Annotated in this window: 30 protein-coding genes and 3 tRNA genes; 9 read left to right on the top strand and 24 right to left on the bottom strand. The window is 70.3% G+C overall.

Annotation, left to right across the window (positions count from 1 at the left end; all coding sequences use genetic code 11):
• Positions 1 to 336 precede the first annotated feature (336 nt).
• Complete coding sequence (locus DJ70_RS01130; protein WP_066417468.1) at positions 337 to 750, top strand: Lrp/AsnC family transcriptional regulator; 414 nt, start codon at positions 337 to 339, stop codon at positions 748 to 750.
• Positions 751 to 814: 64 nt separating this feature from the next.
• On the opposite strand, the gene udk is transcribed toward DJ70_RS01130, so the two are convergent.
• Complete coding sequence (gene udk / locus DJ70_RS01125; protein WP_094529383.1) at positions 815 to 1,513, bottom strand: uridine kinase; 699 nt, start codon at positions 1,511 to 1,513, stop codon at positions 815 to 817.
• A 192-nt stretch (positions 1,514 to 1,705) separates the two neighbouring features.
• Here udk and DJ70_RS01120 point away from each other — a divergent pair, with 192 nt between their 5' ends.
• The 3 genes from DJ70_RS01120 to DJ70_RS01110 all read left to right on the top strand — a co-directional run bounded on the left by DJ70_RS01120 (position 1,706) and on the right by DJ70_RS01110 (position 3,029).
• Positions 1,706 to 2,323, top strand: coding sequence for a CBS domain-containing protein (locus DJ70_RS01120; RefSeq protein ID WP_094529380.1), 618 nt, complete (start codon positions 1,706 to 1,708; stop codon positions 2,321 to 2,323).
• A 52-nt stretch (positions 2,324 to 2,375) separates the two neighbouring features.
• Positions 2,376 to 2,879 carry a GNAT family N-acetyltransferase gene (locus DJ70_RS01115; protein WP_094529377.1) on the top strand — a complete coding sequence of 168 codons (504 nt, stop codon included), beginning with the start codon at positions 2,376 to 2,378 and terminating at the stop codon, positions 2,877 to 2,879.
• A 76-nt stretch (positions 2,880 to 2,955) separates the two neighbouring features.
• A tRNA-Thr gene (locus tag DJ70_RS01110) sits at positions 2,956 to 3,029 on the top strand.
• 14 nt (positions 3,030 to 3,043) lie between these two features.
• Here the strand turns inward: DJ70_RS01110 and DJ70_RS01105 are convergent.
• Positions 3,044 to 3,385 carry a hypothetical protein gene (locus DJ70_RS01105; protein ID WP_094529374.1) on the bottom strand — a complete coding sequence of 114 codons (342 nt, stop codon included), beginning with the start codon at positions 3,383 to 3,385 and terminating at the stop codon, positions 3,044 to 3,046.
• Complete coding sequence (locus DJ70_RS01100) at positions 3,382 to 4,425, bottom strand: Mrp/NBP35 family ATP-binding protein (protein ID WP_094529371.1); 1,044 nt, start codon at positions 4,423 to 4,425, stop codon at positions 3,382 to 3,384. Before DJ70_RS01100 ends, DJ70_RS01105 begins: the two co-directional genes overlap by 4 nt.
• A 94-nt stretch (positions 4,426 to 4,519) precedes the next feature.
• On the opposite strand from DJ70_RS01100, the gene DJ70_RS01095 reads away from it, so the two are divergent.
• Positions 4,520 to 5,287: a response regulator gene (locus DJ70_RS01095; protein WP_179233917.1), complete on the top strand. Its 768-nt coding sequence runs from the start codon at positions 4,520 to 4,522 to the stop codon at positions 5,285 to 5,287.
• Between the two features lie 24 nt (positions 5,288 to 5,311).
• Here the strand turns inward: DJ70_RS01095 and DJ70_RS01090 are convergent, their stop codons facing one another.
• The 8 genes from DJ70_RS01090 to DJ70_RS01055 all read right to left on the bottom strand — a co-directional run bounded on the left by DJ70_RS01090 (position 5,312) and on the right by DJ70_RS01055 (position 13,910).
• Entirely contained in the window at positions 5,312 to 6,100 is a 789-nt protein-coding gene (locus DJ70_RS01090) for an isopentenyl phosphate kinase (protein ID WP_094529365.1), read from the bottom strand.
• A complete protein-coding gene (gene mvk, locus DJ70_RS01085) occupies positions 6,097 to 7,113 on the bottom strand; it encodes a mevalonate kinase (protein WP_094529362.1) in 1,017 nt (338 codons plus the stop codon). Before mvk ends, DJ70_RS01090 begins: the two co-directional genes overlap by 4 nt.
• A gap of 95 nt (positions 7,114 to 7,208) precedes the next feature.
• Complete coding sequence (locus tag DJ70_RS01080; RefSeq protein ID WP_094529359.1) at positions 7,209 to 8,261, bottom strand: AbrB/MazE/SpoVT family DNA-binding domain-containing protein; 1,053 nt, start codon at positions 8,259 to 8,261, stop codon at positions 7,209 to 7,211.
• A gap of 3 nt (positions 8,262 to 8,264) precedes the next feature.
• Positions 8,265 to 8,936, bottom strand: coding sequence for a phosphate signaling complex protein PhoU (gene phoU / locus DJ70_RS01075; protein WP_094529357.1), 672 nt, complete (start codon positions 8,934 to 8,936; stop codon positions 8,265 to 8,267).
• A 2-nt stretch (positions 8,937 to 8,938) separates the two neighbouring features.
• Complete coding sequence (gene pstB / locus DJ70_RS01070) at positions 8,939 to 9,907, bottom strand: phosphate ABC transporter ATP-binding protein PstB (RefSeq protein ID WP_094529354.1); 969 nt, start codon at positions 9,905 to 9,907, stop codon at positions 8,939 to 8,941.
• Complete coding sequence (gene pstA / locus DJ70_RS01065) at positions 9,900 to 11,519, bottom strand: phosphate ABC transporter permease PstA (protein ID WP_094529351.1); 1,620 nt, start codon at positions 11,517 to 11,519, stop codon at positions 9,900 to 9,902. The genes pstB and pstA overlap by 8 nt, the downstream gene beginning before the upstream one ends.
• Positions 11,519 to 12,649, bottom strand: coding sequence for a phosphate ABC transporter permease subunit PstC (gene pstC, locus DJ70_RS01060; protein ID WP_094529348.1), 1,131 nt, complete (start codon positions 12,647 to 12,649; stop codon positions 11,519 to 11,521). The genes pstA and pstC overlap by 1 nt, the downstream gene beginning before the upstream one ends.
• A gap of 58 nt (positions 12,650 to 12,707) precedes the next feature.
• On the bottom strand, positions 12,708 to 13,910 hold the full coding sequence (locus DJ70_RS01055) for a substrate-binding domain-containing protein (RefSeq protein WP_094529346.1): 1,203 nt from the start codon (positions 13,908 to 13,910) through the stop codon (positions 12,708 to 12,710).
• A 206-nt stretch (positions 13,911 to 14,116) separates the two neighbouring features.
• Between DJ70_RS01055 and DJ70_RS01050 the strand changes: the two genes are divergently transcribed.
• Positions 14,117 to 15,028 carry a hypothetical protein gene (locus DJ70_RS01050; RefSeq protein WP_094529343.1) on the top strand — a complete coding sequence of 304 codons (912 nt, stop codon included), beginning with the start codon at positions 14,117 to 14,119 and terminating at the stop codon, positions 15,026 to 15,028.
• Between the two features lie 68 nt (positions 15,029 to 15,096).
• Entirely contained in the window at positions 15,097 to 15,660 is a 564-nt protein-coding gene (locus DJ70_RS01045; protein WP_094529340.1) for a mechanosensitive ion channel domain-containing protein, read from the top strand.
• Between the two features lie 90 nt (positions 15,661 to 15,750).
• Here DJ70_RS01045 and rpsB read toward each other — a convergent pair whose 3' ends face one another.
• From rpsB to DJ70_RS00980, 13 genes are all read right to left on the bottom strand, one after another.
• Positions 15,751 to 16,581 carry a 30S ribosomal protein S2 gene (rpsB, locus tag DJ70_RS01040; protein WP_094529336.1) on the bottom strand — a complete coding sequence of 277 codons (831 nt, stop codon included), beginning with the start codon at positions 16,579 to 16,581 and terminating at the stop codon, positions 15,751 to 15,753.
• Between the two features lie 15 nt (positions 16,582 to 16,596).
• A complete protein-coding gene (eno, locus tag DJ70_RS01035; protein WP_094529333.1) occupies positions 16,597 to 17,799 on the bottom strand; it encodes a phosphopyruvate hydratase in 1,203 nt (400 codons plus the stop codon).
• On the bottom strand, positions 17,796 to 17,978 hold the full coding sequence (locus DJ70_RS01030) for a DNA-directed RNA polymerase subunit K (RefSeq protein WP_066417411.1): 183 nt from the start codon (positions 17,976 to 17,978) through the stop codon (positions 17,796 to 17,798). The genes eno and DJ70_RS01030 overlap by 4 nt, the downstream gene beginning before the upstream one ends.
• Before the next feature lie 2 nt (positions 17,979 to 17,980).
• The gene (locus DJ70_RS01025) at positions 17,981 to 18,175 is read right to left on the bottom strand and encodes a DNA-directed RNA polymerase subunit N (protein ID WP_066417409.1); all 195 of its coding nucleotides are present in this window, start codon (positions 18,173 to 18,175) and stop codon (positions 17,981 to 17,983) included.
• Positions 18,176 to 18,187: 12 nt separating this feature from the next.
• Positions 18,188 to 18,586, bottom strand: a complete 399-nt coding sequence (locus DJ70_RS01020) for a 30S ribosomal protein S9 (protein WP_066417406.1) — start codon at positions 18,584 to 18,586, stop codon at positions 18,188 to 18,190.
• Positions 18,580 to 19,029 (bottom strand): 50S ribosomal protein L13, encoded by a 450-nt coding sequence (locus tag DJ70_RS01015; RefSeq protein ID WP_094529330.1) that lies wholly within the window; start codon positions 19,027 to 19,029, stop codon positions 18,580 to 18,582. Before DJ70_RS01015 ends, DJ70_RS01020 begins: the two co-directional genes overlap by 7 nt.
• On the bottom strand, positions 19,026 to 19,379 hold the full coding sequence (locus tag DJ70_RS01010) for a 50S ribosomal protein L18e (protein WP_066417401.1): 354 nt from the start codon (positions 19,377 to 19,379) through the stop codon (positions 19,026 to 19,028). The genes DJ70_RS01015 and DJ70_RS01010 overlap by 4 nt, the downstream gene beginning before the upstream one ends.
• A 39-nt stretch (positions 19,380 to 19,418) precedes the next feature.
• Positions 19,419 to 19,503, bottom strand: a tRNA-Leu gene (locus DJ70_RS01005).
• A gap of 136 nt (positions 19,504 to 19,639) precedes the next feature.
• Positions 19,640 to 20,392 carry a DNA-directed RNA polymerase subunit D gene (locus tag DJ70_RS01000; protein WP_094529327.1) on the bottom strand — a complete coding sequence of 251 codons (753 nt, stop codon included), beginning with the start codon at positions 20,390 to 20,392 and terminating at the stop codon, positions 19,640 to 19,642.
• Position 20,393: 1 nt separating this feature from the next.
• Positions 20,394 to 20,783, bottom strand: coding sequence for a 30S ribosomal protein S11 (locus DJ70_RS00995; RefSeq protein WP_066417396.1), 390 nt, complete (start codon positions 20,781 to 20,783; stop codon positions 20,394 to 20,396).
• 6 nt (positions 20,784 to 20,789) lie between these two features.
• The gene (locus tag DJ70_RS00990; RefSeq protein WP_094529324.1) at positions 20,790 to 21,317 is read right to left on the bottom strand and encodes a 30S ribosomal protein S4; all 528 of its coding nucleotides are present in this window, start codon (positions 21,315 to 21,317) and stop codon (positions 20,790 to 20,792) included.
• Positions 21,314 to 21,835, bottom strand: coding sequence for a 30S ribosomal protein S13 (locus tag DJ70_RS00985; RefSeq protein WP_094529321.1), 522 nt, complete (start codon positions 21,833 to 21,835; stop codon positions 21,314 to 21,316). Before DJ70_RS00985 ends, DJ70_RS00990 begins: the two co-directional genes overlap by 4 nt.
• 57 nt (positions 21,836 to 21,892) lie before the next feature.
• Positions 21,893 to 21,978, bottom strand: a tRNA-Ser gene (locus DJ70_RS00980).
• 215 nt (positions 21,979 to 22,193) lie between these two features.
• Between DJ70_RS00980 and DJ70_RS00975 the strand changes: the two genes are divergently transcribed.
• Both DJ70_RS00975 and DJ70_RS00970 read left to right on the top strand, forming a co-directional pair.
• The gene (locus DJ70_RS00975) at positions 22,194 to 23,234 is read left to right on the top strand and encodes a zinc-binding dehydrogenase (RefSeq protein ID WP_094529318.1); all 1,041 of its coding nucleotides are present in this window, start codon (positions 22,194 to 22,196) and stop codon (positions 23,232 to 23,234) included.
• Entirely contained in the window at positions 23,224 to 23,571 is a 348-nt protein-coding gene (locus tag DJ70_RS00970; protein ID WP_094529314.1) for a hypothetical protein, read from the top strand. The genes DJ70_RS00975 and DJ70_RS00970 overlap by 11 nt, the downstream gene beginning before the upstream one ends.
• Positions 23,572 to 23,640: the final 69 nt, after the last annotated feature.

The following is a 23,640-nucleotide window of genomic DNA, read 5'->3' as shown; positions in this document are numbered from 1 at the left end:
CGCACAGCCCCGCACCTCACCCCTCCCCAGCCTCGTCGCCGGCGGCTTCGCCGCCGGCTGCCAGAGGCGCGTAGCGCCTCGCTGCGGCTCGCTCCGCTCGCCGCGTCCCTCGCGGACTCCTCGCGCCCCTTGGGCGCTCGGAGGCGCGCCACCGCTCGGGCGATCGCCCACTGCTTCATCTGTATTGACCGCATCCGAGTAGGAGAAGTTCCCCCCTCTCCGGGGGTTACCGAGCTTGACTGCGAACATCGCATTCACGGGTCGATCTCGCTGTGGAGTTCGAAGTCGAGTTACGATCTTCGTAAGCGGTAAGTCGTCGCCGGACCTTCCCGCCGTATGGACGACCTCGACCGCCGGATCCTCTCGATCCTTCGACGGGACGCGCGAACTCCCTACACCGAGATCGCCGACCGGGTCGGCACCTCCGAGGGGACGGTCCGAAACCGCGTCGACCGACTGACCGAGGAGGGCATCATCGAGCGGTTCACGGTGACCACCCGGACCGGCAACGTGAAGGCGATGATCGAGATCTCCGTGGAGATGAACGTCGACACCGCGGCGGTCGGCGAGCGCATGGTGGAGTGGGAGGAGGTCGACTTCGTCTGGCAGGTCTCCGGCGAGGACGACATCGTCCTCGTCGTCGACGCGGTGGACACCCGCGCCGTCAACGAGCTCATCACGCAGGCGCGCGAGCTGGACGACGTCAAGTCCACGAAGACCCGGCTGATCCTCGACGAGCGGCTCGGCTGATCCGGACGTACGCCTCGGCTGACCCGTCGCCGATCGCGGGTGTGACACGCGCCGGCCGGCCGTCTCAGTTCTCCGCGTCGAGGTCCGGCGACCGCTTCTCGGCGAGCTCGCGCTCCAGGCTCCCGCGCTCCCAGTTGCGCACGGCGTTCCCCTCGATCTCGGCGTGGAGCTTCTCCTCGATCAGGTTGACCGCCACGCTGTTCGCCCCCTCCGGGATGATCAGGTCGGCGTGGCCCTTCGTCGGCTCGATGAACCGCTCGTGCATCGGCTTCACCGTCGAGAGGTACTGGTCGATGACGCCCTCCAGGTCGCGGCCGCGCTCGAGCACGTCGCGGCGGATCCGCCGGAGGATCCGCACGTCGGCGTCCGTCTCGACGTACAGCCGGAGGTCCATCATCCCGTTTATCCGCTCGTCGTGGAGCGCGAGGATCCCCTCGAGCACGATGACGTCGGTCGGCTCGACGGTGATCCGCTCGTCCTTCCGGTTGTGGACCTCGAAGTCGTACTGGGGCATCTCGACCGGCCGGCCCTCCAACAGCGTCTCGAGGTGCTCGCGCAGGAGGTCCCACTCGAAGGCGGAGGGGTGGTCGTAGTTGACCTCCCGGCGCTCCTCGACGGAGAGCTCCGAGCGGTCCTCGTAGTAGTTGTCGAGCGGGATCCGCGTGACGTCGTCGCCGAGGTTCTGCGTGACGAGCCGGGAGACCGTCGTCTTCCCCGCGCCGGTCCCTCCCGCGATCCCGATCACGAACGAGGGGATGGTCATACCCAGGTTCCGGCGCCGGGGCGTTTCAAGGCTCCCCTTCGCGCCGCGCTCCGAACTCCGGACCGACCCGCCCCGAGTCGCCCCGGATCGTCCCGAGTCGACCCGGATCGCCCACCGAAGGGTGGTCTACGCCCGGAGGCGTGATAACGGTACCGGGGGCAGTTTTTAGCCGGTCGCCGCCGATCCGAAAGTATGCGCATAGATACCACGGTCCGTGACGTGATGCATCGGGAGTTCCTCGGGGTCAGCGAGTCGGACCCGCTCGCCGACGCGGCCGCCCTGTTGGTCGAGGAGGGAACCGACTGTCTGGTCGTCCTCCGCGGCGGGGAGGCGGTCGGCCGGCTCGCCGCGCGGGACGCGCTCGCGGCGGTCCTCGAGGACGACGCCGACGACGCGACCGTGGGCTCGGTGATGCGGCCGCCGCTGCCGACGGTCGCGCCCGACGACGGGCTGCGGGCCGTCGAGGAGCGGCTGGTCGCGGAGGGGGTCGACCGCGTCGTCGTCGCCGCCGACGGCGAGGCGGTCGGGGTCGTCACCGCGCGCGACTCGCTCGCCGCGGGCGCGGCGCGGGAGGAGGATCCCCCCGAGGAGCCGACGGCCGCCGCCGACGTGCGGAACGGCGCGCGTCTCGAGACGACGCGGTCGGGGACCGCCGACGCGGCGCGGGGCTCCGAACGGGCTCGGACCGCGTCCTCGACGGACGCCGGAGGCGTCCCGACGCAGGGCGTCTGTGAGGTGTGTGGCGCGCTCGTACCGGATCTCGCGGACGCGAACGGACAGGCGATCTGTCCGAACTGCCGGGAGGTCTGAGCCGGGGCGATCGGGCGGCAGGCTCAAACGCGGCGGAGTACTACGGCGAGCCGTGTCGGAACCCGACGAACCGCGGATCGTCGCGGCGACCGTCGACGACGTCGACGCGATCGCCGACCGCTGGGTGACGCTCGCCCGCGGCCAGCGGCGGCACGGCTCGACCCTGCTCGCGTCGGCGAACCGGGAGGCGGTCAGGGAGTGGATCGCCCGGAGCGTCGTCACCGGCGAGCTCCTCGTGGCGCGGGACGGGGACGGGACGGCCGCCCCGGCGGAGACGGTCGTCGGCTTCGTGGCGTTCTCGATCGAGCGCGACGGCTACGAGCGCGACTGTACGCGGGGGGTCGTGAGCAACCTGTTCGTGTCGGCGGATCGCCGCGGCGAGGGGATCGGGTCGGCGCTGCTCGCGGCGGCGGAACGCGAGCTGGCGGAGGCGGGCGCGGACGCGGTCGCGTTGGAGGCGCTCGCGGACAACGAGCGGGCGCGGTCGTTCTACGCCGATCACGGGTACGATCTCCACCGGGTCGAACTCCGCAAGGAGCTTGACGAGGAGACGTGAGTCGTCCCGGAGACCGACTCGGGAGGTTCGCCGAAAGCGACACGCACTCATACGAGCGCCGAGAACGTCCGGCCGCGCCAGGGGAGCATGGGTGGTTCATGCACTCGACTTGTAATCGAGACTTCCGGGGTTCAAATCCCTGCCCTGGCTCTCGTCCCCCGCGTCTACCGCTCGATCCCGCCCTGTTCTTTGATCCGCATGATGTGGCGGACGTTGAGGTAGATCTCCTCCGGCGAGGTCGACTCGTCGGGATCGTACAGGTCCGACACGCGGTACAACACCGCCGAGAGCTGCTTGCTCTCGGAGCTGTCGCCCCGCACGTCGTCGGCGACCTCCCGGAGGAACTCCCGGACCTCGGCGTCGTCCGCGAACGCCTCGCCCGCCGCGTCGGTCGCCGACTCCGGCACGACCGGGTCGACCCCGGCGGCCTCGAGCGGGTCCGCGGGCGTCTCGCCGTCGTCGCCAGGATCGTTCCGGCGTTCCTCCCGTTCCTCGCCCCCGGTCATCGTCCCTCGCTGGCCTCGCGGCGTCGGACGACGCCGGCGTTGTTCGCGACGTTCTCGACGAGCACCCGGAACGCGTCCGCGGTGTCGCCCTCCCCGAGCACGACCGGCGCGCCGTCGTCCCCGCCGGTTCGCACGGCCGGATCGAGCGGGATCCCGCCGAGGAACGGGAGGTCGTGATCGGCCGCGAGCGCCTTCCCGCCGCCGGAGCCGAAGATCTCGTGGAAGCCGCCGCAGTCCGGACACCGGAACCCGGCCATGTTCTCCGCGATCCCGAGGACGTTCGTGTCGTGTTTGCCGAACATCCGGAGCCCCTTCACCGCGTCGTCGAGCGCCACGTCCTGCGGCGTCGTGACGATCACCGCGCCGGTGAGCGGCAGCGTCTGGAGGATCGTGAGCTGGGTGTCGCCGGTGCCCGGCGGCAGGTCCATCACGAGGTAGTCGAGCTCGCCCCACTCGACGTCCTCGACGAGCTGGGTGATGATCTTGTGGACCATGGGGCCGCGCCAGATCACGGGGTCGTCCTCGCCGGTGAGGAAGTCCATGCTCATGAGCTTCACCCCGTATCGCTCCGGGGGCACGATCGTCTCGCCGTCGGTCCGCGGGCGCTCCTCGGCCGCGACCATCCGCGGGACGTTCGGGCCGTACACGTCCGCGTCGAAGAGGCCGACCCGCGCGCCGAGTTCGGAGAGCCCGGCGGCGAGGTTCACCGCCACCGTCGACTTCCCGACGCCGCCCTTGCCGGAGGCGACCGCGATCACGTTCTCGACGTCGGGCAACACCTGCTCGGCCGTCGAGAGGTCGTCGGGGATCGACGCCGACAGCTCCACGTCGAGGCCGGTGTCCGCGAGCGCCGCCCGCACGTCGTCGGCGATCGCCGACTCGTGCGGCGAGAACGGGGCGCCGAGCGCGAGCGAGACGTGGACCGTTCCCTCCGCCTCGTCGAGGTCGACCCCGTTCACCAACCCGAGCGAGACCACGTCGTCGCCGAGGTCGGGATCGGTCACCTCCCGTAGCCGCGTCCTGACGTCCGCTTCGTTCATGTCCGGGAGGAAGGTAGTGGCGCGAATAAGGGTTCGGTACGGCGGTCGGTTCGAGCGTCGAAGGGCTTATGCCACGCGGAGATACCGGTTTCGTATGCACGACGGCTCGGAGTCGAGCGCCCCGATCCGGCTGCTTCACGTCGAGGACGACGCCGCCTTCGCCGATCTCACCGCGACGTACCTCGACCGGCTCGCGCCGACGATCGACCACGAGGCCGTCGCCACGATCGAGGAGGGACGAGCCCGGTACCGGGAGTCCGACTTCGACGCCGTCGTCTGTGATTACGACCTGCCCGACGGCACCGGGATCGACCTCCTCGAGTGGGTCCGCGAGGACGACCCGGAGCTCCCGTTCGTGCTGTTCACCGGCAAGGGATCGGAGGAGGTCGCGAGCGAGGCAATCTCCGCGGGCGTCACCGACTACCTCCAGAAGCACGGCGGCAGCGACCAGTTCGAGGTGCTCGTCAACCGCCTCCGGAACGCGGTCGACAGGAGCCGGCTCATGCGGCAGGTCGAACGGAGCATCGCGGCGCTGGAGGCCGCCAACGAGCCGATCGGGATCCTCGGTGCCGACGGGCGATACCTGTTCGCCAACGAGGCGTACGCCTCGGTGTACGGCCGGTCCCCCGAGGCGGTCGTCGGCCGCCACTGGGAGACGTTCTACCCCGACGACGAGATCGCGCGGTTCACCGACGAGATCCTCCCGATCGTGACGGAGGAGGGCCACTGGACCGGGGAGGCCACCGCCCGCGACGAGGACGGTCGACTGATCCGCGAACGCCTGGTCCTGACACACACGACCGACGGGGGACACGTGTGTATCGTTCGCGGGGCGGAGCCGATATCGGAGACGGACGACTGAGGGGGCCCGAGGGGTCGAGACGCGTCAGTCGATCCGCGTCCCCGGCGCGTCCCCGCGCAGGAACGCCTCCAGCCCCTCCGGGCCGAAGACGGAGGCGGGCGCGTCGAGTTCGAGCAGTTCCCTGACCTTCGCCGCCATTCCCCCCGAAACGTCGGTCGCGTCGCTCGCGCCGAGCGCGTCGGCGACCGCCTCGAAGGAGTCGATCCGCTCGATCACCGCCCCCTCCTCGTCGAGGACGCCGGGGACGGTCGAGCAGACGCCCACGCGCTCGGCGCCGAGCCCCGCGGCGAGCTCGACGACCAGCTCGTCGCCGGAGACGACCGTCACCCCCTCGCCGGCGGTCGCGACCCCGTCGCCGTGAAGCACCGGAACGAACCCCTCCGCGAGCAGCGTCGCCGTCGAGGAGCGCGGCAGGTCGAGGTCGCCGTCGACGCCCGCCGGCCGCGCGGAAAGCGAGAGCGGGTGGACGGGGACCGCGGGCACGTCGCGGTCGTGAAGCGCCGCGAGGACGGCCCGGTTGAGCCGCGCCATCGCGCCGTGAACGTCCATGGCCGCGTCGGCGTCGTGGGTTCCCTCGGTCGTCGAGATCCCGTGCGCGCTGGCGTGGTGGTGTCCGAAGCTCCCGCCGCCGTGGACGACGACGAGCCGGGCGACCGCGCCGGCCGCGATCGCGCCGGCGACCGCGTCGCAGGCGGCCGCCAGCGCCGCCTCGTCGACGGTCTCGGGCCGGTCCTTCTCCGTGATCACGCTCCCGCCGAGCTTGAGCACGACGGGCGGGTCCGCCGACCGGCCGGCCGGAGTCCCGGCGGTCACGGCTCCACCACCCGGACGCCCTCGGTGGCCAGTTCGGCGCGGAACGCCTCCTCGCACCCCTGCGTGAACGAGAGCGCGGTCGGCGTCTCCGCGCCGGGGTCGAGCGCGACGATACAGCCGCCGCCGCCGGCCCCGGTGAGCTTCGCGCCGTGGGCGCCCGCGTCCCGCGCGGCCCACACCATCGCGTCGAGCGAGCGCGCCGAGACGCCGAGCGCGGCCAACAGCCCGTGGTTGAAGTTCATCAGGTCGCCGAGCTCCGCGAGCAGCTCGCGGGAGGGGTCGGCCTCGGGGACCGCCTCGGCCAGCAGCTCCTCGCCGTCGCGCACGATGTCGCCGATCGCCCGAACCGTGTCGGCCGCGAACCGGTACTCCTCGCGGAGCCGTCGCACGCCGGCGACGAGCTCGCCGGTGTCGCCCGCGCCGCCGTCGAACCCGATCACGAACGGGAGGTTGGGGGCGTCGATCGGCTCGCAGTCGTCGCCCTCGACCCGTACCGCACCGCCCATCGTCGAGCAGTACGTGTCCGCACGCGACGCCTGGCCCTCCTGGACCTCGAACTCGGCGCGGTAGGCGCGGTCCGCCAGTTCCTCGCGGTCGAGCGGCTCGCCGAGCGCGCGAGTGGCCGCGTCGATCCCCGCGACGACGACGGCGGCCGACGAACCGAGCCCCGCACCCAACGGGATCTCGCTCTCGACGGTGATGTCGAAGCCGGCGTCGGGCGCGTCGGCCGCCGATCGGGCCTGCCGGACCGCGGCGTCGACGTAGCCCATCGCGGCCTCGACGAGCGGGGCGGGCGCGTCGATGTCGGGGCGGTCGCCGGTCCCGCCGGCGTACTCGACGGTGAATCCGTCGAGCGAGAGGTCCGTGGCGGTGACCCGGACGTGGTCGTCCTCGCGGGGTTCGGCGGTCACTCGAGCGCGGCGCTCTATCGCCGCCGGCACCGCGGGCTCGCCGTAGACGACGGCGTGTTCGCCGAAGAGATACACCTTCCCCGGCGCTTCACAGACGGTCATACGACCCACCTCTCCCCGAGGGGTTACAGGCGTTGCGTTTACCGAGTACGCGCGAACGGTCGGGAGCGGAGCGATCGGTCCCCTCGACGGCGTCGCTACCGGCTCGGAGACTCCGCCGGTCCGCGCTCCGGCTCCCGGTCGGCCACCGTCTCTCCGCGTCGGATCGCCCGACGGAGCGCGAGCGCGGCGACGTCGGCGCCGCGCTCCGCGGTCCGCCCGAGCTCCCGCGAGACGTGCCGCAGCTCGGACGCGTCGGCGTCTCCCGCCGACAGCTCCCGGTCGAACGCCTCGATCCGCCGGCGCGCCCGGTCACGGGCGTCGAGCGCGCTCCGGGCGGCGTCGACGTCGCCGTCGCCGAGGACGGCGGCGACCCCCTCGGAGACGGCCTCGCGGGCCGCACGCCCGATCGCGCGACACGACTCCGTTCGGGCCTCGGCCGGCGGCGCGTCCAGCCGTCCCGCGGCGGCCCCGATCGCCGCCGCGGCCTCGTGAACGCGCCGCAACTCCCGCATCGCGGTCCACGACTCGAACAGCTCCGACCGGGTCGACCCGAGCGCGTCGATCTCCGCCAGGTCCGCCGCTCCGCGGACGGCGGACCGCTCGATCATCGCCGAGAGTCGGTCGGCCTGCTCCCCCCGCGAGTCGAACGTCGCCGGCTCCTTGGAGGCCGCCCGGTCCGCCAGGGCGTCGACCGCGTCCCGATGTATCGATCGCACGACGAAGGAGAGCTGCCGGAGCGACTGGCCGACGGACACCTCCTCGGGGTCGAGGAGGATCCGCACCGTCGCGGCGGTCTCGGACTCCGTGACGACCGACATGCCGATCCGGCCGCGAGCGACCCGATCGATCGTGCGCCGCCGTTCCGCCGTGAGGCCGCCCTCCGGCTCGAGGACGACCTCCCGCGAGCCGGCCGCGTACGCCGCCCGCAGCGTGCGCTCGATCGTCTCCGGGTCCGAGGACTCGACCCGGACGGTGATCGGCGCGGTGTCGTCGCCGCCCTCGCCCTCCTGGATCGCCAGGACGCCGTCGACGTGTTCGTGGAGCGTCACGGCGTCGCCGGCGGAGACGCCGCGCGACTCGGCCCACTCCTTCGGCAGCGACACCGTGTACGTCCCGTTTCCGACGGTCTGTATCTTGCGCGTTTCCATCGTTCAGTAGATCAGCTCGGGGTCGTTCTCGATCATGAACAGCGTCCGCGCCGCGATGTTCACGGCGTGGTCCGCCACCCGTTCCAAGTCACGGATCGTCAACAGCACCCGAGAGACGTCGTCCAACAGCCGCTCGACGTCCCACGCGTCGCCGGCGGATCCCCCGATCAGGTCGCGGGTAACCGTCTGGCTGGCCCGCTCACAGAGCGCGTCGATCTCGTCGTCGTCGTCGGCCACGGCCCGACACGCGTCGGCGTTCCCCGTCTCGTACGCGGAGAGGCTCCGGTCGAGAAGCGAGCGTGCCAGCCGGGCGATCTCGTCGATCTCGGCGTCCGGGGCCACGGTTCGCGTCGCTCCGCGCACGTACTGGGCGAGATTGACGGCGAGGTCGCCGACCCGCTCGAGGTCGGTGATGACCTTGAACGAGGCGGTGACGAAGCGCAGGTCGCCGGCGACCGGCTGCTGGAGCGCGAACAGGTCGACACAGCGGTCCTCCAGCCGCAGGTACGTCTCGTTCACCTCCTCGTCGCCGTCGATGACCGCCCGCGCCAGCGACTCGTCGTGCCGCTCGACGGCCTCGAGGCTCTCGTCGAGCCGCCCGGTCACCGTCTCGCCCATCGCGAGCACGTCGGCCCGGAGCTCCTCGAGCGACTCCTGATAGCGTTCTCTGGGCATGATCACCCGAACTTGCCGGTGATGTAGTCCTCCACGCGTTCGCTGTGTGGGTTCTCGAACACCTGGTCGGTCTCGCCGTACTCGACGAGCTCGCCACCGGTGAGGAAGACCGCGGTCTGATCCGAGATGCGCGCGGCCTGTTGCATGTTGTGCGTGACGATGACGACCGTGTACTCCTCGGCGAGGTCGTCGATCAGGTCCTCGATCTTCGCGGTGGCGATCGGGTCGAGCGCGGACGCCGGCTCGTCCATCAGGATCACCTCGGGGTCGACGGAGAGACAGCGCGCGATACACAGCCGCTGTTGTTGCCCGCCGGAGAGCCCGAGCGCGTTGTCGTCGAGCCGGTCGGAGACCTCCTCCCACAGCGCCGCGTCGCGGAGACACCGCTCCACGAGCCGGTCGCGCTCGTCCGCGTCGCTCCGGTTCAGGAGCCGCGCCAGGAGGCCGGTGTCGATGTCGCCGTGTTTCTCCGGGCCGTACGCGATGTTCTCGCGGATCGATTTCGGGAAGGGGTTCGGCGACTGGAACACCATGCCGACCCGCTTGCGGAGTTCGACGAGGTTGACGCCGTCCTGGTAGATCTCCTCGCCGTCGATCCGGACGGAGCCGTCGACGCGGGCGCTCTTGATCCGGTCGTTCATCCGGTTGAGACACCGGAGGAACGTCGACTTCCCGCAGCCGGACGGGCCGATGAGCGCGGTGACGCTCCGTTCGGGGATCTCGATCGAGACGCCGTTCAGCGCGTGGTCGTCGCCGTAGTACACGTCGAGATCCTCGACGGCGAACTTCGCGTCGCCCTCGAACGCGTACTCGCGCCACTCCTCGCGGACGTGCTCGTCCGTCTCGCCCGCGGTCGTCTCCGTCGACGAGCGACCCGTCGCGGAGGGGCCGTCGACGCCGGTCGACGCCGCGTCGGCCGTCTCGGTCGTGTCCGCGCTGTCCGCCTCCGTGGTCTGGGTGATGTCACTCATGTCGAAGTTGCCTCCGGAAGTAGTACCGCGTACCGATGCCGATCGCGTAGAAGGACAGCACGACGAGCAGCAGAACGAACGCTGTCGCCCACTGGAACTCGGTCGGGTTCGAGACGTTGTCGCCGAGGCCGACGCCGGCGGTGATGAGCGCGTAGAGCTGGAAGGGCAGCGCCGTCGTCGCCTGTAACAGCTCCGGGTTCGTCACGAACGGCGGCTGGGCCGTGAACGCGAAGCCGCCGATGACGTCCGCGGCCCGGTCCCTCGAGACGAACGTCCCGCCGGTCATCGTCAACAGGATCGGCGCGGTCTCGCCGGCGATCCGGCCGACGCCGAGGATGACTCCCGTGACGACGCCGGGGAGCGCGGCCGGCACGACCACGCTGCGGATCGTCTGCCACTTCGTGACGCCGAGGGCCGCGCTGGCGTCCCGGTACTCGTCGGGCACGGACAGCAGCGCCTCCCGGCTGGTGATCAACACGAGCGGCAGGAGCATGAACCCGAGCGTCAGCATGCCGGAGAGCAGCGACTTGTTCCCCGCGAACCGCGGAACGAGGAAGGTGAAGCCGAACAGTCCGAAGACGATGCTCGGCGTGCTCCAGAGCCCGTTGGTCGCGACCTCGACGGCCTGCGTCAGTCGGCCGCGTTCGGCGTACTCGGTCAGGAACACCGCCGCGCCGACGCCGAGCGGAACCGCGAACGCGACCGCCCCGACGACGAGCCAGATCGTGCCGACGATCGCCGGGAAGACGCCCTGGAAGTCGTTCAGCAGGCCGACGCCGTTCGTCACGAACGGCACCGACACCGGAAGCGCGACGCCGACGCCGAGTACCGAGACGGACGGGCCGACGCCGGGACCGACCGCCGCGCCGTTCAACAGCCCCGGAATCCCTCGGAACGCGGTGAAGGCGATCAGCACGAACAGCACCGAGATGATCGCGCCCGCGTTCGTGTACACGAGGAGGTACGCGCCCATCCGGCGGCCGCGGGCGCCGAACCCGCCGTACGCCTTCGCGGCCGCCCACCCGGCGAGCAGCGCGCACCCCGCCGTCGCGACGGGAACGAGGAAGGGAGCCGTGATCGACGCCTGCTGTTCGAACCCGAGGTTCCACGCCCACGCCGGGCCGATGGTCCCGGTCAGGTAGACGACCCCGACGACGATCGCCACCGCGCCCGCCGGCAGCGTCGAGCCCAGGTCCTCTCGGGTCAGGACCGCCACCGCGAAGGCGAGCCCGCCGGTCGCGGCGGCCGCCGGGAGCCAGAGGAGGGAGCCGCCGGCGACCGCCTGCGCCGCCGCTCCGCCGAGTCCGAACCAGACGAGGGTGAAGACGGCGGCGGCGACGAGGCCGGCGTCCGGGCTCGGCTCGGTCTCGACGTACCCGAGGAACGACCCGACGCCGAAGGAGACGACCGCGCCCCCGAGGAGGACGAGCAGCCCGCCGAGCAGGGCGACGGTCGGGATCCCGGCGATCGTTCCGTCGATCGAGACGACGTCGAACAGCACCCCGACGTCGAACGCGAAGAGCAGCACCGCGAGCGCGATCGCGACGCCAGCGACGGCCTCGGTCCCCGTCGTGTCCTCGCGGACCAGCGCCGTCTCGGCCGCGCCGGCCATCAGATCTCACCCCCGAGCTTCTTTTGCATTCGCCACTCGACGTACTGGGACCCGACGGAGATACACAGCACCGTGATGAAGAGGATGACGCCCGCGACGAACAGCGCGTCCATCTGGAGCCCGTTCGCGTTCCCGTAGTTGTTCGCGATGAGCGAGGTGAGCGTCTCCTGGCCGTAGAACACGTTGTACAGCGGCTCGGTGAGCCGAGGAACCCCGCGAAGCATCACGGTCGCGGCCATCGTCTCGCCGATCGCGCGGCCGACGCCGAGCAGGACGGCGGCCGAGACGCCGGAGAAGGCGGCCGGGATCGTGATCGACGTCATCGTCTGCCAGTCGGTCGTGCCCATCGCGAGCGATCCGCTCTTCATCGACTCGGGGACGCTGCTCAGCGCGTCCTCGGCGACGGAGACGACTGTCGGGAGCGCCATCAGGCCGACGACGATCCCGACGAAGAGGTACGACCCCTGGCCGGTGGTCCGGAACTGCGTCGACGCCCACGGGCTCAGGATGGTGAAGCCGATGAAGCCGTAGACGATCGAGGGAATGCCGGCGAGGATCTCGACGCCCGGCTTCACGACCTCGCGGACGACCGCCGGCGCGATCTCGGAGAGGAACAGCGCCGCGGCGATCCCGAGCGGCGCGGAGACGAGCGTCGCGATCGCCGTCACCATCACCGTCCCGTGGATCATCGGCACCATCGAGTACCGGATGGGAGCCGCGACCGCGTCCCAGCGGGTCTGGGTGAACAGCCGGAGCCCCGGCACCGAGACGCCGAGCACCGTCACCGACTCGTAGCGGAGCACGGGGATCGACTCGAGGAAGATGAACACCGTGATGAAACAGAGGATGAGGACGGTCGAGACGGTCATCAGGAAGGTCACGGTCCTCGCGGTCAGCCCCTGGAACCGAACCCACCCGTATCCCGACGCGAGCAGGAAGCCGAGGAACGGGACGACCGTGTACGGGGACGTGACGAGGAACCCGACGAGGGTCGCCGCGAGCGACACGACTATCGAGGCGATCGTGATCGTGGCCGCGGGGGGCGTGGTCTCGAGGTGATCGCGTGCCGTTCGACGCCACCGGGTCACCGCGCCCGCAACGCCGGCACCCGTATCGATTGATGGATCCATGATTGTGAATAAAGCCGCGGGACTGCGCAGTCGCGACTCCCGCGAGGTCGCTCGGCGGTTACGCCGGGTCCGGCAGCTTCTCGCGCTCGGCCTCGATGTCGGCCGTCGGCAGCGGGATGTAGTTGTTGTCCTCGACGAAGACGGTCTGGCCGAACGTGCCGAGGAACATGTTGAGGAACGCACCCTCGCGACGGTCCGTCCCGCTCGACGTCTCCTCCGTGATCCGCGTGTACATGTGGAGGTCGCGGTTGAGCGGGTACTCGCTGTCGAAGATCGTGTTCTCGGCGTCGCGGTCGGGTCGATACACCGTCCCGTCGAAGTCGATCGCGATCGGCTGGACCTGGTCGCTCGTGAACGCCAGCGCCATGTAGGCGATGGCGCCGTCGTTGTTGGCGACCGCCTCGGCGACCTGCTGGTTCTGGCCGAACCGGGTGTCGACGCCGGACATCGAGGCGTCGGCGCCGCCGAGCATGTTCAGCCGGAACGAGGTGTCGGTTCCGGAGCCCTCGGCGCGGCCGATGACGTAGATCTCCTGGTCCGGGCCGCCGAGCTCCGACCAGTTCGTCACCTCGTCCTGGTAGATCTGACGGACCTGCTCGCCGGTGAGTTCCGTGACGCCGGCGTCGTAGATGTCGCTGCTGACGACGACCGGCTGCCCGTCCCGGCCGACGACGTGGTCAACGAACATCTCCTCCGCCTCCGACTCGCTGAGCCCGAGCTCGGCCGTGATCGGCCCCGAGGAGTTCCCGATGTCGACGAGCTCGTCGCGGACCGCCTCACAGCCCGTTCCGGAGTGGCTCAGGCTGACCGTCGTGTTGTACGGCGGGTCCGACCGCTGCCCGGTCGTCTCGAACCCGAACTGGCTCGCGAAGTAGTCCGCGAGGTGCATGTCGGTGTCGATCTCGTCCCAGCCGGGGACGGACGTCTCGTCGTTTTCCCCCCAGTACTCGCCGTCGCTCGGCGGCGCGTTGGCGTTCCAGTAGGAGCTCCCCGTGTTGGAGATCGGGTACACCGTGGAGGAGCCCTCGGCGGTCAGCAGCGCCGGACTCCCGTCGCCGCCGTCGCCGGAGCTGCCGTCCCCCGAGCTCCCGTCGCCGCTGGAGCCGTCGTCCCCCGAGCTCCCGTCGCCGCCGGAGCCGTCGTCCCCCGAACTGCTGTTTCCGCCGCTACAGCCGGCCAATCCCGCCGTTCCGAGCGCGCCGGCAGTGATCAGCGCCTTCCGCCGTGATACCCCGCCCTCGACCGAGTTTCGGTCAGACATCACCCGAACGATCCGACCGCCTTATTAAACTGGTTTATATTTTTGATATATTTGGCTCCGGAACCGCTCGAGTCCGGTCGTACCGCTACGTACGCCGGGTAGAGACCCGTAGTCTATATAGACGAACGTACCACTATTTCGAGAACTGTTCGGTAAGCCCCGGCTCTGACGGAAGGTATACACCCCCCGGCCGAGAAGCCGGTCCCGTGACAGAGTCCGACTCCGAAGGCGTCCGGATCCCCGTCGACGACCTCGTCGAGGCGGTGGCGGATCGCACCGACGAGGACCCGGACGCGATCCGCCGGGCGCTCGACCCGTTCGTCGACGACGGGATCGTCGCCGCCGAGGCGATCGAGTCGACCGTCTCCGACGTCTCCCAGATACTCGCCACCACCGAAACGCGCATCGACCTCGCCTCGCGCGCCTACGAGGACGCGAGCGCCGCGGCCGACGACGCGCCCGACCTCGACGCCGTCTCCGTCCGCCTCGAACGGTTCGCGGACCGCCTCTCGGACCTCCGGGATCGCCGGGACGACCTGGGCGCGGCGCTCGGGGAGGCGGGCGATCCCCCCGACACGCCCGAGGGGATCCACGCGTCGGCGGTCGACCTGCGCGAGACGGCCGCGGAAGCCCAGCGGCTCGTGCGCGTCGCCGACGACCTCGCCACGGAGCTGGAGCGGTTCGAGGCGTGGGTCGGGTCGGCCGACCGCCGCCGCCGGGGGTTCGAGACGGACCTCGCCGACGCCGAGGAGTCGCTCGACTCGCTGTCGACGACCGTGCGCGACCTCGACGCCGACGAGCCGTCCCCGGACCGCCTGTTCGACGCGGTCGTTCAGGCCGAGGTGCTCGGTCTGGTCGTGGCCGACCTCCGGGCGGAGGCGGCCGACCTCGACGAGTGGGCCGAACGCGAGGACGCGTCGTTCCCCGAGGAGCTCCACGATCGCGTCGACGGGGCGGACCGGAAGCTGGCGGCGCTGGCCGCGACGCTCGAGGACCGACGCGCGGCGACGTCCGACGACCGGGTCGACGAGCGGATCGAGGCCGTCGTCGCGGATCTCGACGCGTTCGACCCGCCCGTGGCGTGGGACCGCGTCGAGGAGACGATCGGGAGCGTGTAGCGGACGCGCGCGCCCGCGGCGCACGATCGCCCCCGCACCTTTTCACGCCGGGGTCCCGTCCCTGGGTCATGAGTCGCCCCTCGTCGCTCGTCGCCCGGTCGCTCTCGGAGTTCCTCGACGCGGTCGTCACCGCGGTGCCACGCGCGCTCTCGGGGCTGGTCTTTCTCTCTCTGGCGTACGCGACCGTCCGAGTCGTCCTCGCGGTCGTCCACCGATCGATCGACCGACTCTACGCCGGCGACCGCGAACTCGTCGGCGATCTCCTCGTCACCGTGATCGCGGTGTTCCTGTGGTTCGGCGTCGCGCTCACCTTCCTGAAGGTCGTCGGGATGGGCGACGTCGCGGCAAGCCTGGGCACCGCCGTCGGCTTCGTCGCGCTTGGCGTCTCCTACGCGCTCTCCGAGATGATCGAGGACACCGTGGCCGGGATCTACCTCCTGAAGGATCCGGACTTCGATCCCGGCCACCGCGTGGAGGCGAAGGGCGTGACCGGCACCGTCGCCGCCATCGAGCTCCGGAAGACCCGCATCGACACGGACGCCGGCGACCGGATCGTGATGGCCAACCGGGAGATCGAGTCGCGCTGGACGCTCGAGGCGACGGACGCGGGCGCGAAGCCAGAGGGTGAGTGACCCCGAGCGCGACGGCGGACGCGTCGCTCGGCGACTGGATGCTCGTCGGGGCGAGAAAAGTCGAGTCGGGCTCGGGATCGAACGACCGGCTTACAGCTCGTCCTCGAAGTCCTCGAGGGCGAAGACGGTGTCCGCGCCGCGGCGGTCGAGCGTCTCGTTGGCGAGCAGCCAGTAGACGACCGACAGCGCGCGTCGACCCTTGTTGTTCGTCGGGATGACGAGGTCGACGTTCGACAGCTGGTTGTTGGAGTCACACATCGCGATCACGGGAATGCCGACGGTGATGGCCTCCTTGACGGCCTGTGCGTCGCCGATCGGGTCGGTCACCACGACGACGTCCGGCTCGATGTAGCCGGCGTAGTCGGGGTTCGTCAGCGTGCCGGGGATGAACCGGCCGGTCCGGGCGCGGGCGCCGACCGCGTCGGCGAACTTCTCGGCCGGGAACCGGCCGTACTGCCGCGAGGAGGTGACGAGGATCTGCTCGGGGTCGTAGTTCGCGAGGAAGTCGGCCGCCGTGCGGATCCGGCCGTCCGTCTCGCTCACGTCGAGCACGTAGAGCCCGTCGTCGCGGACGCGGTGGATGAACCGCTCCATGTCCTTCGTCTTCTGTTGGGTCCCGATGTGGACCCCGGCGGAGAGGTAGTCCTCGACGGGGATGAGCAGGTCGACGTCGTCGTCGGGCATGACGTCGTCGTCGAACGGCGAGGCGTCCTCCTCCTCGAGGTCCGCCTCGTCGTCCTCGGCCGCCCCGACGTCGTCCGCGGCGGTCGTCTCGTCCGTTCCGGCGTCGGCGGAGGCCTCCTCGGCACCCGCGTCGGCGGTCGATTCCTCGGTCGTGTCGGCCTCCTCCTCGACGTCCGCGTCGACCGCCTCGGTCTCGGCGTCCTCGTCGAGTTCGACCGCGTCGTTGTCTTCACTCATGCGTGTGGGTGTCCGTCATACCGCGTCGTCCGCGATGCGGACCAGTTCGTTCAGCTTGGCGGTTCGCTCGCCGCCGACCGTGCCCGTCTTGATGTAGGCGGCGTCGGTCGCCACGGCGAGGTGTGCGATGGTCGCGTCCTCGGTCTCGCCCGAGCGGTGGGAGATGACGCTCTCCATCCCGTTCCGGGTCGCGAGCTCGACCGCGTCGAACGCGTCCGAGAGCGTCCCGATCTGGTTCGGCTTGATCAGGATGCTGTTTCCAGCGCCGACGTCGATCCCCTCGCGGAGCCGCTCGACGTTGGTGACGAAGAGGTCGTCGCCGCAGATCAGCGTCCGGTCGCCCACGCGCTCGGTGAGCTCCGCGAACGCCTCGTAGTCGTTCTCGTCGAGCGGGTCCTCGACGTACGCGAGGTCGTACTCCTCGACGAGGCCAGCGACGTACTCGATCTGCTCGTCGGTCGACTTCGTCTCCTCGCCGTAGACGTACGCCTCCCGGTCGTCGTCGTACAGCTCGGCCGCGGCCATGTCGAGCCCGAAGCGGATCTCGAAGCCGACCTCCTCGGCGACCGTCTCGACCGCCTCGTCGACGACCTCGAACGCCTCGGCGTCCGAGATCGGCGGGGCCCACGCGCCCTCGTCGCCCTTCGCCGCCGGGACGCCGCGCTCGTCGAGCACGTCCGCGACCGCCGCGTGGACCGCGGCGTTCGCGAAGACGGCCTCGGAGACGCTCGGCGCGCCGACCGGCGCGGCGAGGAACTCCTGGATGTGGGTCGCCTCCTTGGCGTGTTCCCCGCCGCCGACGACGTTGCCGAGCGGCACGGGGAAGTTCTCGCCGCGGAACGCCCCTCCCAAATGCTGGTACAGCGGCGCGCCGAGCACGTCAGCGCCGGCCTTCGCCGCCGCCATCGAGATCGCGACCGCGCTGTTCGCGCCGATCGCGGAGAAGTCGTCGGTGCCGTCGGCCGCGCGCAACGCGGCGTCGACCGACCGCTGGTCGCCGGCGAAGCGCCCCTCGAGCCGCGGCACCGCCCGCTCGCGGGCCTTCGCGATCGACTCCTCGGCGGGGAGCTCGATCGCCTCGAACTCGCCGGTCGACGCGCCGCTCGGCGCGGCCGCGCGACCGAAGCCGCCGGACTCGGTGAGCACGTCCGCCTCGACCGTCGGGTTCCCCCGCGAGTCGAGGATCCGGCGCAGCGACACGTTGGTGATCCGGGTCACGCGTCGGCCTCCCGCCGGACCGTGAACGGGAGCGCGCCCGCGTCGTACTCCTCCGCGGCGACGAGGATCGGCTCCGTCTGGTCCGTCTCGATCAGCACGGGGGCCCCGTAGGACACCTGTAGGGCGCGCGCCCCGAGGATCCGCGCCTTCTCGTACCGGTTGTATCTCTGTGTTGACATTCTTACTGGTACGGCGAGACGACGTCGACGAGATCCCGGTGGCTCACCAGCATCCGCCGACAGCAGTGTCGGTTCACGCCGAGGTCGTCGAGCACCTCGCCGGGGTCCTCGTCTCCCTCACGGGCGCGCTCCTTGAACTCCTCCCAGTGTTCACCCACGACGTTGCCGCACGTGAAACACCGGACGGGGATCATCATGACTGGATCACCTCAGCGGTAGGACTTCTGGTAGCGGGCACGCGCGCCGGGTCCGCCCCACTTCTTGGGTTCGGACTGGCGCACGTCGTTGACCAGCAGCGTGCGGTCGAAGCTCATGTACGCGTCGCGCAGCTCGGCGTCGCCGAGGTGCTGGACGAGCCCGCGGGCGATGGCGGTCCGCGTCGCGTCCGCCTGGCCGCTGAAGCCGCCGCCGGCCACGTCGATGTCGATGTCGACGCCGTCGCGGATGTCGTCGCCGGCGATGCGGAACGGCTCCAGCATCTTGAGGCGCGCCTGCTCTGGTTCGACCAGCTCGACCGGCTGGGAGTTGATTCGAACGCGGCCCTCGCCGTCGCGCACCGTGGCGCGAGCGACGGCCGTCTTCTTCTTACCGGAGGTGTTCGTTACCATGTGACGTTAGCTCCCAGGGACTCGGAGACGTCCCCGAGCGTGGTGAACTTGATGTTCGAGAGTCGGTCCAGCGACGTGCCGTCGAGGACGACCGCCTCGGCGTCCTCGTCGCGCTCGTAGGGGTTACCCACGTAGACGCGGACGTTCGAGAAGGCCTCGCGGCCGTCCTCGCTCTTGTACGGCAACATTCCGCGGATGGCCCGCTTGAAGATGCGGTCCGGCCGCTTGGGGTAGTACGGCCCGCTGTCCGAGCCGAGGTTCGCGCGGGTGTGGTAGGTCTCCATCGTCGACTCCTCGTTGCCGGTGATCACCGCGTGCTCGGCGTTGACCACGGCGACCGTCTCCCCGTCGAGGACGCGCTGGGCGACCTTCGAGGAGACGCGACCGAGGATACAGTCCCGAGCGTCGACGACGACGTCGGCGTCGACCTTCGCGAGGCTCATCGGATCACCCGGACGTTGCCGCCCTCGGGATTGTCCTCGACGAACCGGTCGAGCGACACCGCCTCGCCGGCCTGGTCGATCTTCGCGCGGGCGGTGCCCGAGAAGTCGACGGCGGCGACGGTGACGTTCTTTTCGAGTACGCCGCTGCCCAGCACCTTGCCGGGAACGACGACCGTCTCGTCTTCGTTTGCGTACCGTTCGATGCGACCCAGATTGACCTCGGCGTGGGTACGCCGGGGCTTCTCCAGTCGGTCGGCGACGTCCTGCCACACGTTGGCACCGGAGTCACGCGAGACCGACTTCAGATCGGCGATGAGGTTCTGTAAGTTCGGATTCGTCTTGCTACTCATAGCTGTCCCTCCCTGTGGGGGGGTTCCTGAAAAGCGGAGTGCAGGGAGCAGGATTTGAACCTGCGGACCTCTACAGGACAGCGCCCTGAACGCTGCGCCGTTGGCCTGACTTGGCTATCCCTGCGTGCACTCCTGGGTAATCCGGCTCCCTTCAAACCACTTTCGGTCCCGCCGTTCGGGACCGCGCCGCCGTCGTCGGCGGCGTCGCCGCTCGCGACCGGGGCGAGCGCCGTGTGAGTGGTTCGGGGAGTCGACATTCCTTAGACCGCGACCTTCGTTCGAAGTTCGTCCGCGCGCTCCTCGAGGGAGTCGATCGCGCGGAGCAGCAGTTCCTCGACCGTGAACGAGCCGTCCGTCTCGATGTGGAAGACGAACGCGCCGGGGACGTCCTCGACGCGCACCTCCTTTCCGGGGTACCGCTCCGAGAGGTCGTTGCCGAACTCGTCGGTGGGGACGACCTCACCCTCGGGCGTCTCGATGACGCCGCGGAGGACGCGCGGCTCCTCCTCGTCGAACTCGCCGCGGTCGCCCTCGACCGTGACGCGCTGGAGGTGTCTGTAGCCGACGGAGACGCCGCCCTGGTGTTTGGCGTGCTCCTTGCCGGCCTCGAGGACCGCGTCGGCCTCGAACTCCAGCCGCTGTCCCTCCTTCAGTTCGACGATGGGCACGTTCTCGTCGGCGGGCTCGATCAGCGGCTCCGCGGACTCGATGTCCCCGGAGTACGCGGTCGCCGGCCCCTCGACGTCGAGCGCGAGCGTGACGGCGTCGCCGATCTCGAACTCGTCGAGCGGCGTCGTCAGCGGAACGAGCCCCAACCGCAGCCCGATCATCTCGTCGAACATCACGGAGGAGTTCTCGACGAACCGCACCGTGTCTATCGAGAACGTCGGGACGTCGGCGATCATCGCGCGGCGGATGCCGTTCGCGAACGCCGGCGTGAGCCCGCGGATCAGCACCCGCGCGCTGCGATCGTCCCGTTCGACGTACTCCACGTCGAAGTCGGCTTCCGTCATGTCAGACTCGCTTGTTCTTTGGCGCCTTCGTCCCGTCGTGCGGGATGGGCGTGACGTCCTCGATGCGGCCGATCTCGACGCCGGCACGCGACAGCGCGCGGATCGTCGCCTGCGCGCCGGGGCCGGTCGACTTGTTGAGGTTGCCGCCGGGGCCACGAACGCGGACGTGGACGCCCTCCAAGCCGGCCTCCTTGACCCGCTCTGCGACGACCTCGGCCATCTGCATGGCGGCGTACGGCGACGCCTCGTCTCGGTTCTGCTTCACCACGGTGCCGCCGGACGACTTGGCGATCGTCTCGGCGCCCGTCTCGTCGGTGACCGTGATGAGCGTGTTGTTGAACGACGCGTACACGTGGGCGATGCCCCACTTTCCGTCCTCGGATCCACTCATGATTGGTTACTCCTGTGACTCCGCGCGCTCGGGATGGAGATCGTCCGCGAGCGGACTCGTCTCGTCGAAGGCGATCGCGCCCTCGTCGCTCACGTCCACCTTCACCGAGGGTCGCGTCACGCGCGCCCCGTCGACGGTGATGTGACCGTGGACGATGAACTGGCGTGCCTGCTTCGTCGAGGAGGCGAACCCCTGCCGGTACGCCACCGTCTGCAGGCGGCGCTCGAGGAGGTCCGTCACGTCGAGCGACAGCACGGCCGAGATGTCGTCGTTGTCGCCGAGGATGCCGATGCGGCGGAGCCGTGCGACGAACTCCGCGCCGGCCTCCTGGGCGGCCTCGACGTCACCCTGGGCCTCGCCGAGGAGGCGTCGGGCCTCCCGGCGCATGCGACGCAGCTCCGACTGCGCGCGCCAGAGCTCCTCTTTGTTCTTCAGGCCGTACCGCGAGAGGAGGTCGGACTCCTCGGCGATCCGCTCGCCCTGGTACGGGTGGTTCGGCGTCTCGTAGCCTTTGGTGTTCTTGCCGGTGCTCATTCGTCGTCACCCGCTTCGTCGTCGGCCATCTCCTCGCGGATCTCCTCGACGTTGACGCCGATGGTCCCCTCGGTCCGGCCCGTGGACTTCGTCCGCTGGCCGCGGACCTTCTGGCCGCGCTTGTGGCGGACGCCCTTGTACGATTCGATCTGCTTCATCCGGTTGATGTCGTGACGCCGTTTCTCGTTGACGTCGGAGCCGACGAGGTGGGTCGTCTCCCCGGTGAAGAAGTCGTTCTGTCGGTTGGTCATCCATGACGGGACGTGGTCCTCGAGGTTCTCGGCGACGTCGACCACCGCCTCGATATCCTCCTCGTCGAGGAGCCCGAACGTGGACGTTCGGTCCACGCCGGCCTCCTCGGCGACCAGCCGCGCCATGCGCGTGCCGATGCCGTTGAGTTCAGATAGGCTTCGCTCGACCGTCTTCGTCCCGTCGAGGTCCGCGCCCCCGATCCGAACGAAGTACTGGAGGTCTTCGGCCTCCTCCGGCGAGTCGTCCTGTGATTCTTCCGTGCTCATGTGTTGATCGCAGTGAGCCCTACCGGCGCGATCCCGGCGGTGCTCGGTCGTTTCGAGCGTTGCGGCGGGGATTCGAACCCCGGAGGCAGTGACGCCACAGAGTTAGCAACCCTGCGCCTTGGGCCAGGCTTGGCTACCGCAACTCGCGTCGTATCGTCGCCCTCGCGGACTCGGGGTCCGACACCCCTACAGTTCGTGCATCCGAACCAACCACGCTTCACTACTTAAACATCACGAAAGCCGGGAGACGTGGCTCCCGTTGGCACGGGGGCGTCGGCCGTCGGCGGTCGCCCGCTCGCAGTCCCGTGTCGGGCCGCTTTGCCGTACGGTTTAGTGTCCCGCCGCGGTGGGTGTTCGCATGAAGGCCGTCCAGTTCGACGCCCACGGCGACCGCGACGTGATCGAGTACGGCGAGTTCCCGGACCCCGAGCCCGACCGCGGGGAGGTGCTCGTCGACGTCAAGGCCGGCGCGGTCAACCACCTCGACGTCTGGACCCGGCGCGGGCTGCCGGGGGTCGACCTCGACATGCCCCATATCCCCGGCAGCGACGCCGCGGGCGTCGTCGAGGCGGTGGGTGAGGGCGTGACCCGGTTCGAGCCCGGCGACCGCGTCGCGGTGAGCGCGGGCGTCGCCTGCGGGAACTGCGAGTTCTGCCGGGACGGCGAGGAGTCGCTCTGCGTCTCCTTCCACATCCTGGGCGAGCACGTCCGGGGCGTCCACGCCGAGCGAGCCGCAGTCCCGGAGGCGAACCTCGTTCCCGTGCCCGACGGCGTCGACTGGGAGGTCGCCGGCTCCGTCTCGCTCGTCTTCCAGACCGCGTGGCGGATGCTCCACACGCGCGCGAACGTGAAGGCGGGAGAGTCGGTTCTCGTCCTCGGCGCGTCCGGCGGCGTCGGCCACGCCGCGGTCCAGATCGCGGACCACGCGGGGTGTGAGGTGTTCGCGACCGCCTCGAGCGAGGCGAAGCTCCGACACGCCAAGGCGTGCGGGGCCGACCACGTCGTCGACTACGAGGCGACCGACTTCGCCGCGGAGATCGCCGAACGCACCGGCAAACGCGGCGTCGACGTCGTCGTCGACCACGTCGGCGCGGCGACGTACCCCGACTCGCTGAAGTCGCTCGCGAATGGCGGCCGGCTCGTCACCTGCGGGGCGACGACCGGGCCGAACCCGGATGCGGGGCTGAACCGGATCTTCTGGAACCAGCTCTCCGTGATCGGCTCGACGATGGCGACGCCGGGCGAGGTGGACGACGTGCTCGAACTCGTCTGGGACGGCACCTTCGAGCCCCGGATCCGCGAGACGCTCCCGATGAGCGAGGCCGCGCGCGCCCACGAGCTGATCGAGAACCGTGAGGGCTTTGGTAAAGTGGTCCTGAAACCCGACAGTGAGTTCTGAGACCGACGCGGACGGCGGATACGTCCACACGCCGGAGGACGACCCGGCCGAGAGCGGCGCCGGCTCCCCCGATCCGTCCCCGTCCGATCCCGCCGACGCGAGCCCGGCTGACGAACCCGCGGAGCCGACCGCCGACGGCTTCGGCCGGAAGGGCTGGGCGCTGACCGCCGTGTTGTTCACCTGCGTCCTCGTCATTCCCGGCGTCATCTACGCGTACCCGTACGCCGCCGGCGCGTTCGGGTTCACCTTCTTCGCGACGTACCTCGCGCTCCCGCTCGTCCCCGCGGTCCTGCTCGGCCTCGTCGCGGTCTGGTCGATGACGGCCGCGACGGAGTAGCGCGCGACCGCCTCCACAGGGGAGCCGCTCCGGCCGCGAACGACAATCGTTTTGAACGGGCCTGCCGGA

Origin of the sequence: Halorubrum halodurans, from assembly GCF_002252985.1 — an archaeon.
Classification (GTDB): Archaea; Halobacteriota; Halobacteria; order Halobacteriales; family Haloferacaceae; genus Halorubrum; species Halorubrum halodurans.
Note: the sequence above shows the minus strand (reverse complement) of the source record. Positions and strands in the feature narration are given on the sequence as shown.

Excerpts from the sequence above, each read along its gene's own strand:
- DJ70_RS01130 (WP_066417468.1), top strand. The coding sequence starts at position 337 with ATGGACGACCTCGACCGCCGGATCCTCTCGATCCTTCGACGGGACGCG.
- udk (WP_094529383.1), bottom strand. The coding sequence starts at position 1,513 with ATGACCATCCCCTCGTTCGTGATCGGGATCGCGGGAGGGACCGGCGCG.
- DJ70_RS01120 (WP_094529380.1), top strand. The coding sequence starts at position 1,706 with ATGCGCATAGATACCACGGTCCGTGACGTGATGCATCGGGAGTTCCTC.
- DJ70_RS01105 (WP_094529374.1), bottom strand. The coding sequence starts at position 3,385 with ATGACCGGGGGCGAGGAACGGGAGGAACGCCGGAACGATCCTGGCGAC.
- DJ70_RS01100 (WP_094529371.1), bottom strand. The coding sequence starts at position 4,425 with ATGAACGAAGCGGACGTCAGGACGCGGCTACGGGAGGTGACCGATCCC.
- DJ70_RS01095 (WP_179233917.1), top strand. The coding sequence starts at position 4,520 with ATGCACGACGGCTCGGAGTCGAGCGCCCCGATCCGGCTGCTTCACGTC.
- mvk (WP_094529362.1), bottom strand. The coding sequence starts at position 7,113 with ATGACCGTCTGTGAAGCGCCGGGGAAGGTGTATCTCTTCGGCGAACAC.
- DJ70_RS01080 (WP_094529359.1), bottom strand. The coding sequence starts at position 8,261 with ATGGAAACGCGCAAGATACAGACCGTCGGAAACGGGACGTACACGGTG.
- phoU (WP_094529357.1), bottom strand. The coding sequence starts at position 8,936 with ATGCCCAGAGAACGCTATCAGGAGTCGCTCGAGGAGCTCCGGGCCGAC.
- pstB (WP_094529354.1), bottom strand. The coding sequence starts at position 9,907 with ATGAGTGACATCACCCAGACCACGGAGGCGGACAGCGCGGACACGACC.
- pstA (WP_094529351.1), bottom strand. The coding sequence starts at position 11,519 with ATGGCCGGCGCGGCCGAGACGGCGCTGGTCCGCGAGGACACGACGGGG.
- pstC (WP_094529348.1), bottom strand. The coding sequence starts at position 12,649 with ATGGATCCATCAATCGATACGGGTGCCGGCGTTGCGGGCGCGGTGACC.
- DJ70_RS01055 (WP_094529346.1), bottom strand. The coding sequence starts at position 13,910 with ATGTCTGACCGAAACTCGGTCGAGGGCGGGGTATCACGGCGGAAGGCG.
- DJ70_RS01045 (WP_094529340.1), top strand. The coding sequence starts at position 15,097 with ATGAGTCGCCCCTCGTCGCTCGTCGCCCGGTCGCTCTCGGAGTTCCTC.
- rpsB (WP_094529336.1), bottom strand. The coding sequence starts at position 16,581 with ATGAGTGAAGACAACGACGCGGTCGAACTCGACGAGGACGCCGAGACC.
- DJ70_RS01030 (WP_066417411.1), bottom strand. The coding sequence starts at position 17,978 with ATGTCAACACAGAGATACAACCGGTACGAGAAGGCGCGGATCCTCGGG.
- DJ70_RS01025 (WP_066417409.1), bottom strand. The coding sequence starts at position 18,175 with ATGATGATCCCCGTCCGGTGTTTCACGTGCGGCAACGTCGTGGGTGAA.
- DJ70_RS01020 (WP_066417406.1), bottom strand. The coding sequence starts at position 18,586 with ATGGTAACGAACACCTCCGGTAAGAAGAAGACGGCCGTCGCTCGCGCC.
- DJ70_RS01015 (WP_094529330.1), bottom strand. The coding sequence starts at position 19,029 with ATGAGCCTCGCGAAGGTCGACGCCGACGTCGTCGTCGACGCTCGGGAC.
- DJ70_RS01010 (WP_066417401.1), bottom strand. The coding sequence starts at position 19,379 with ATGAGTAGCAAGACGAATCCGAACTTACAGAACCTCATCGCCGATCTG.
- DJ70_RS01000 (WP_094529327.1), bottom strand. The coding sequence starts at position 20,392 with ATGACGGAAGCCGACTTCGACGTGGAGTACGTCGAACGGGACGATCGC.
- DJ70_RS00995 (WP_066417396.1), bottom strand. The coding sequence starts at position 20,783 with ATGAGTGGATCCGAGGACGGAAAGTGGGGCATCGCCCACGTGTACGCG.
- DJ70_RS00990 (WP_094529324.1), bottom strand. The coding sequence starts at position 21,317 with ATGAGCACCGGCAAGAACACCAAAGGCTACGAGACGCCGAACCACCCG.
- DJ70_RS00985 (WP_094529321.1), bottom strand. The coding sequence starts at position 21,835 with ATGAGCACGGAAGAATCACAGGACGACTCGCCGGAGGAGGCCGAAGAC.
- DJ70_RS00975 (WP_094529318.1), top strand. The coding sequence starts at position 22,194 with ATGAAGGCCGTCCAGTTCGACGCCCACGGCGACCGCGACGTGATCGAG.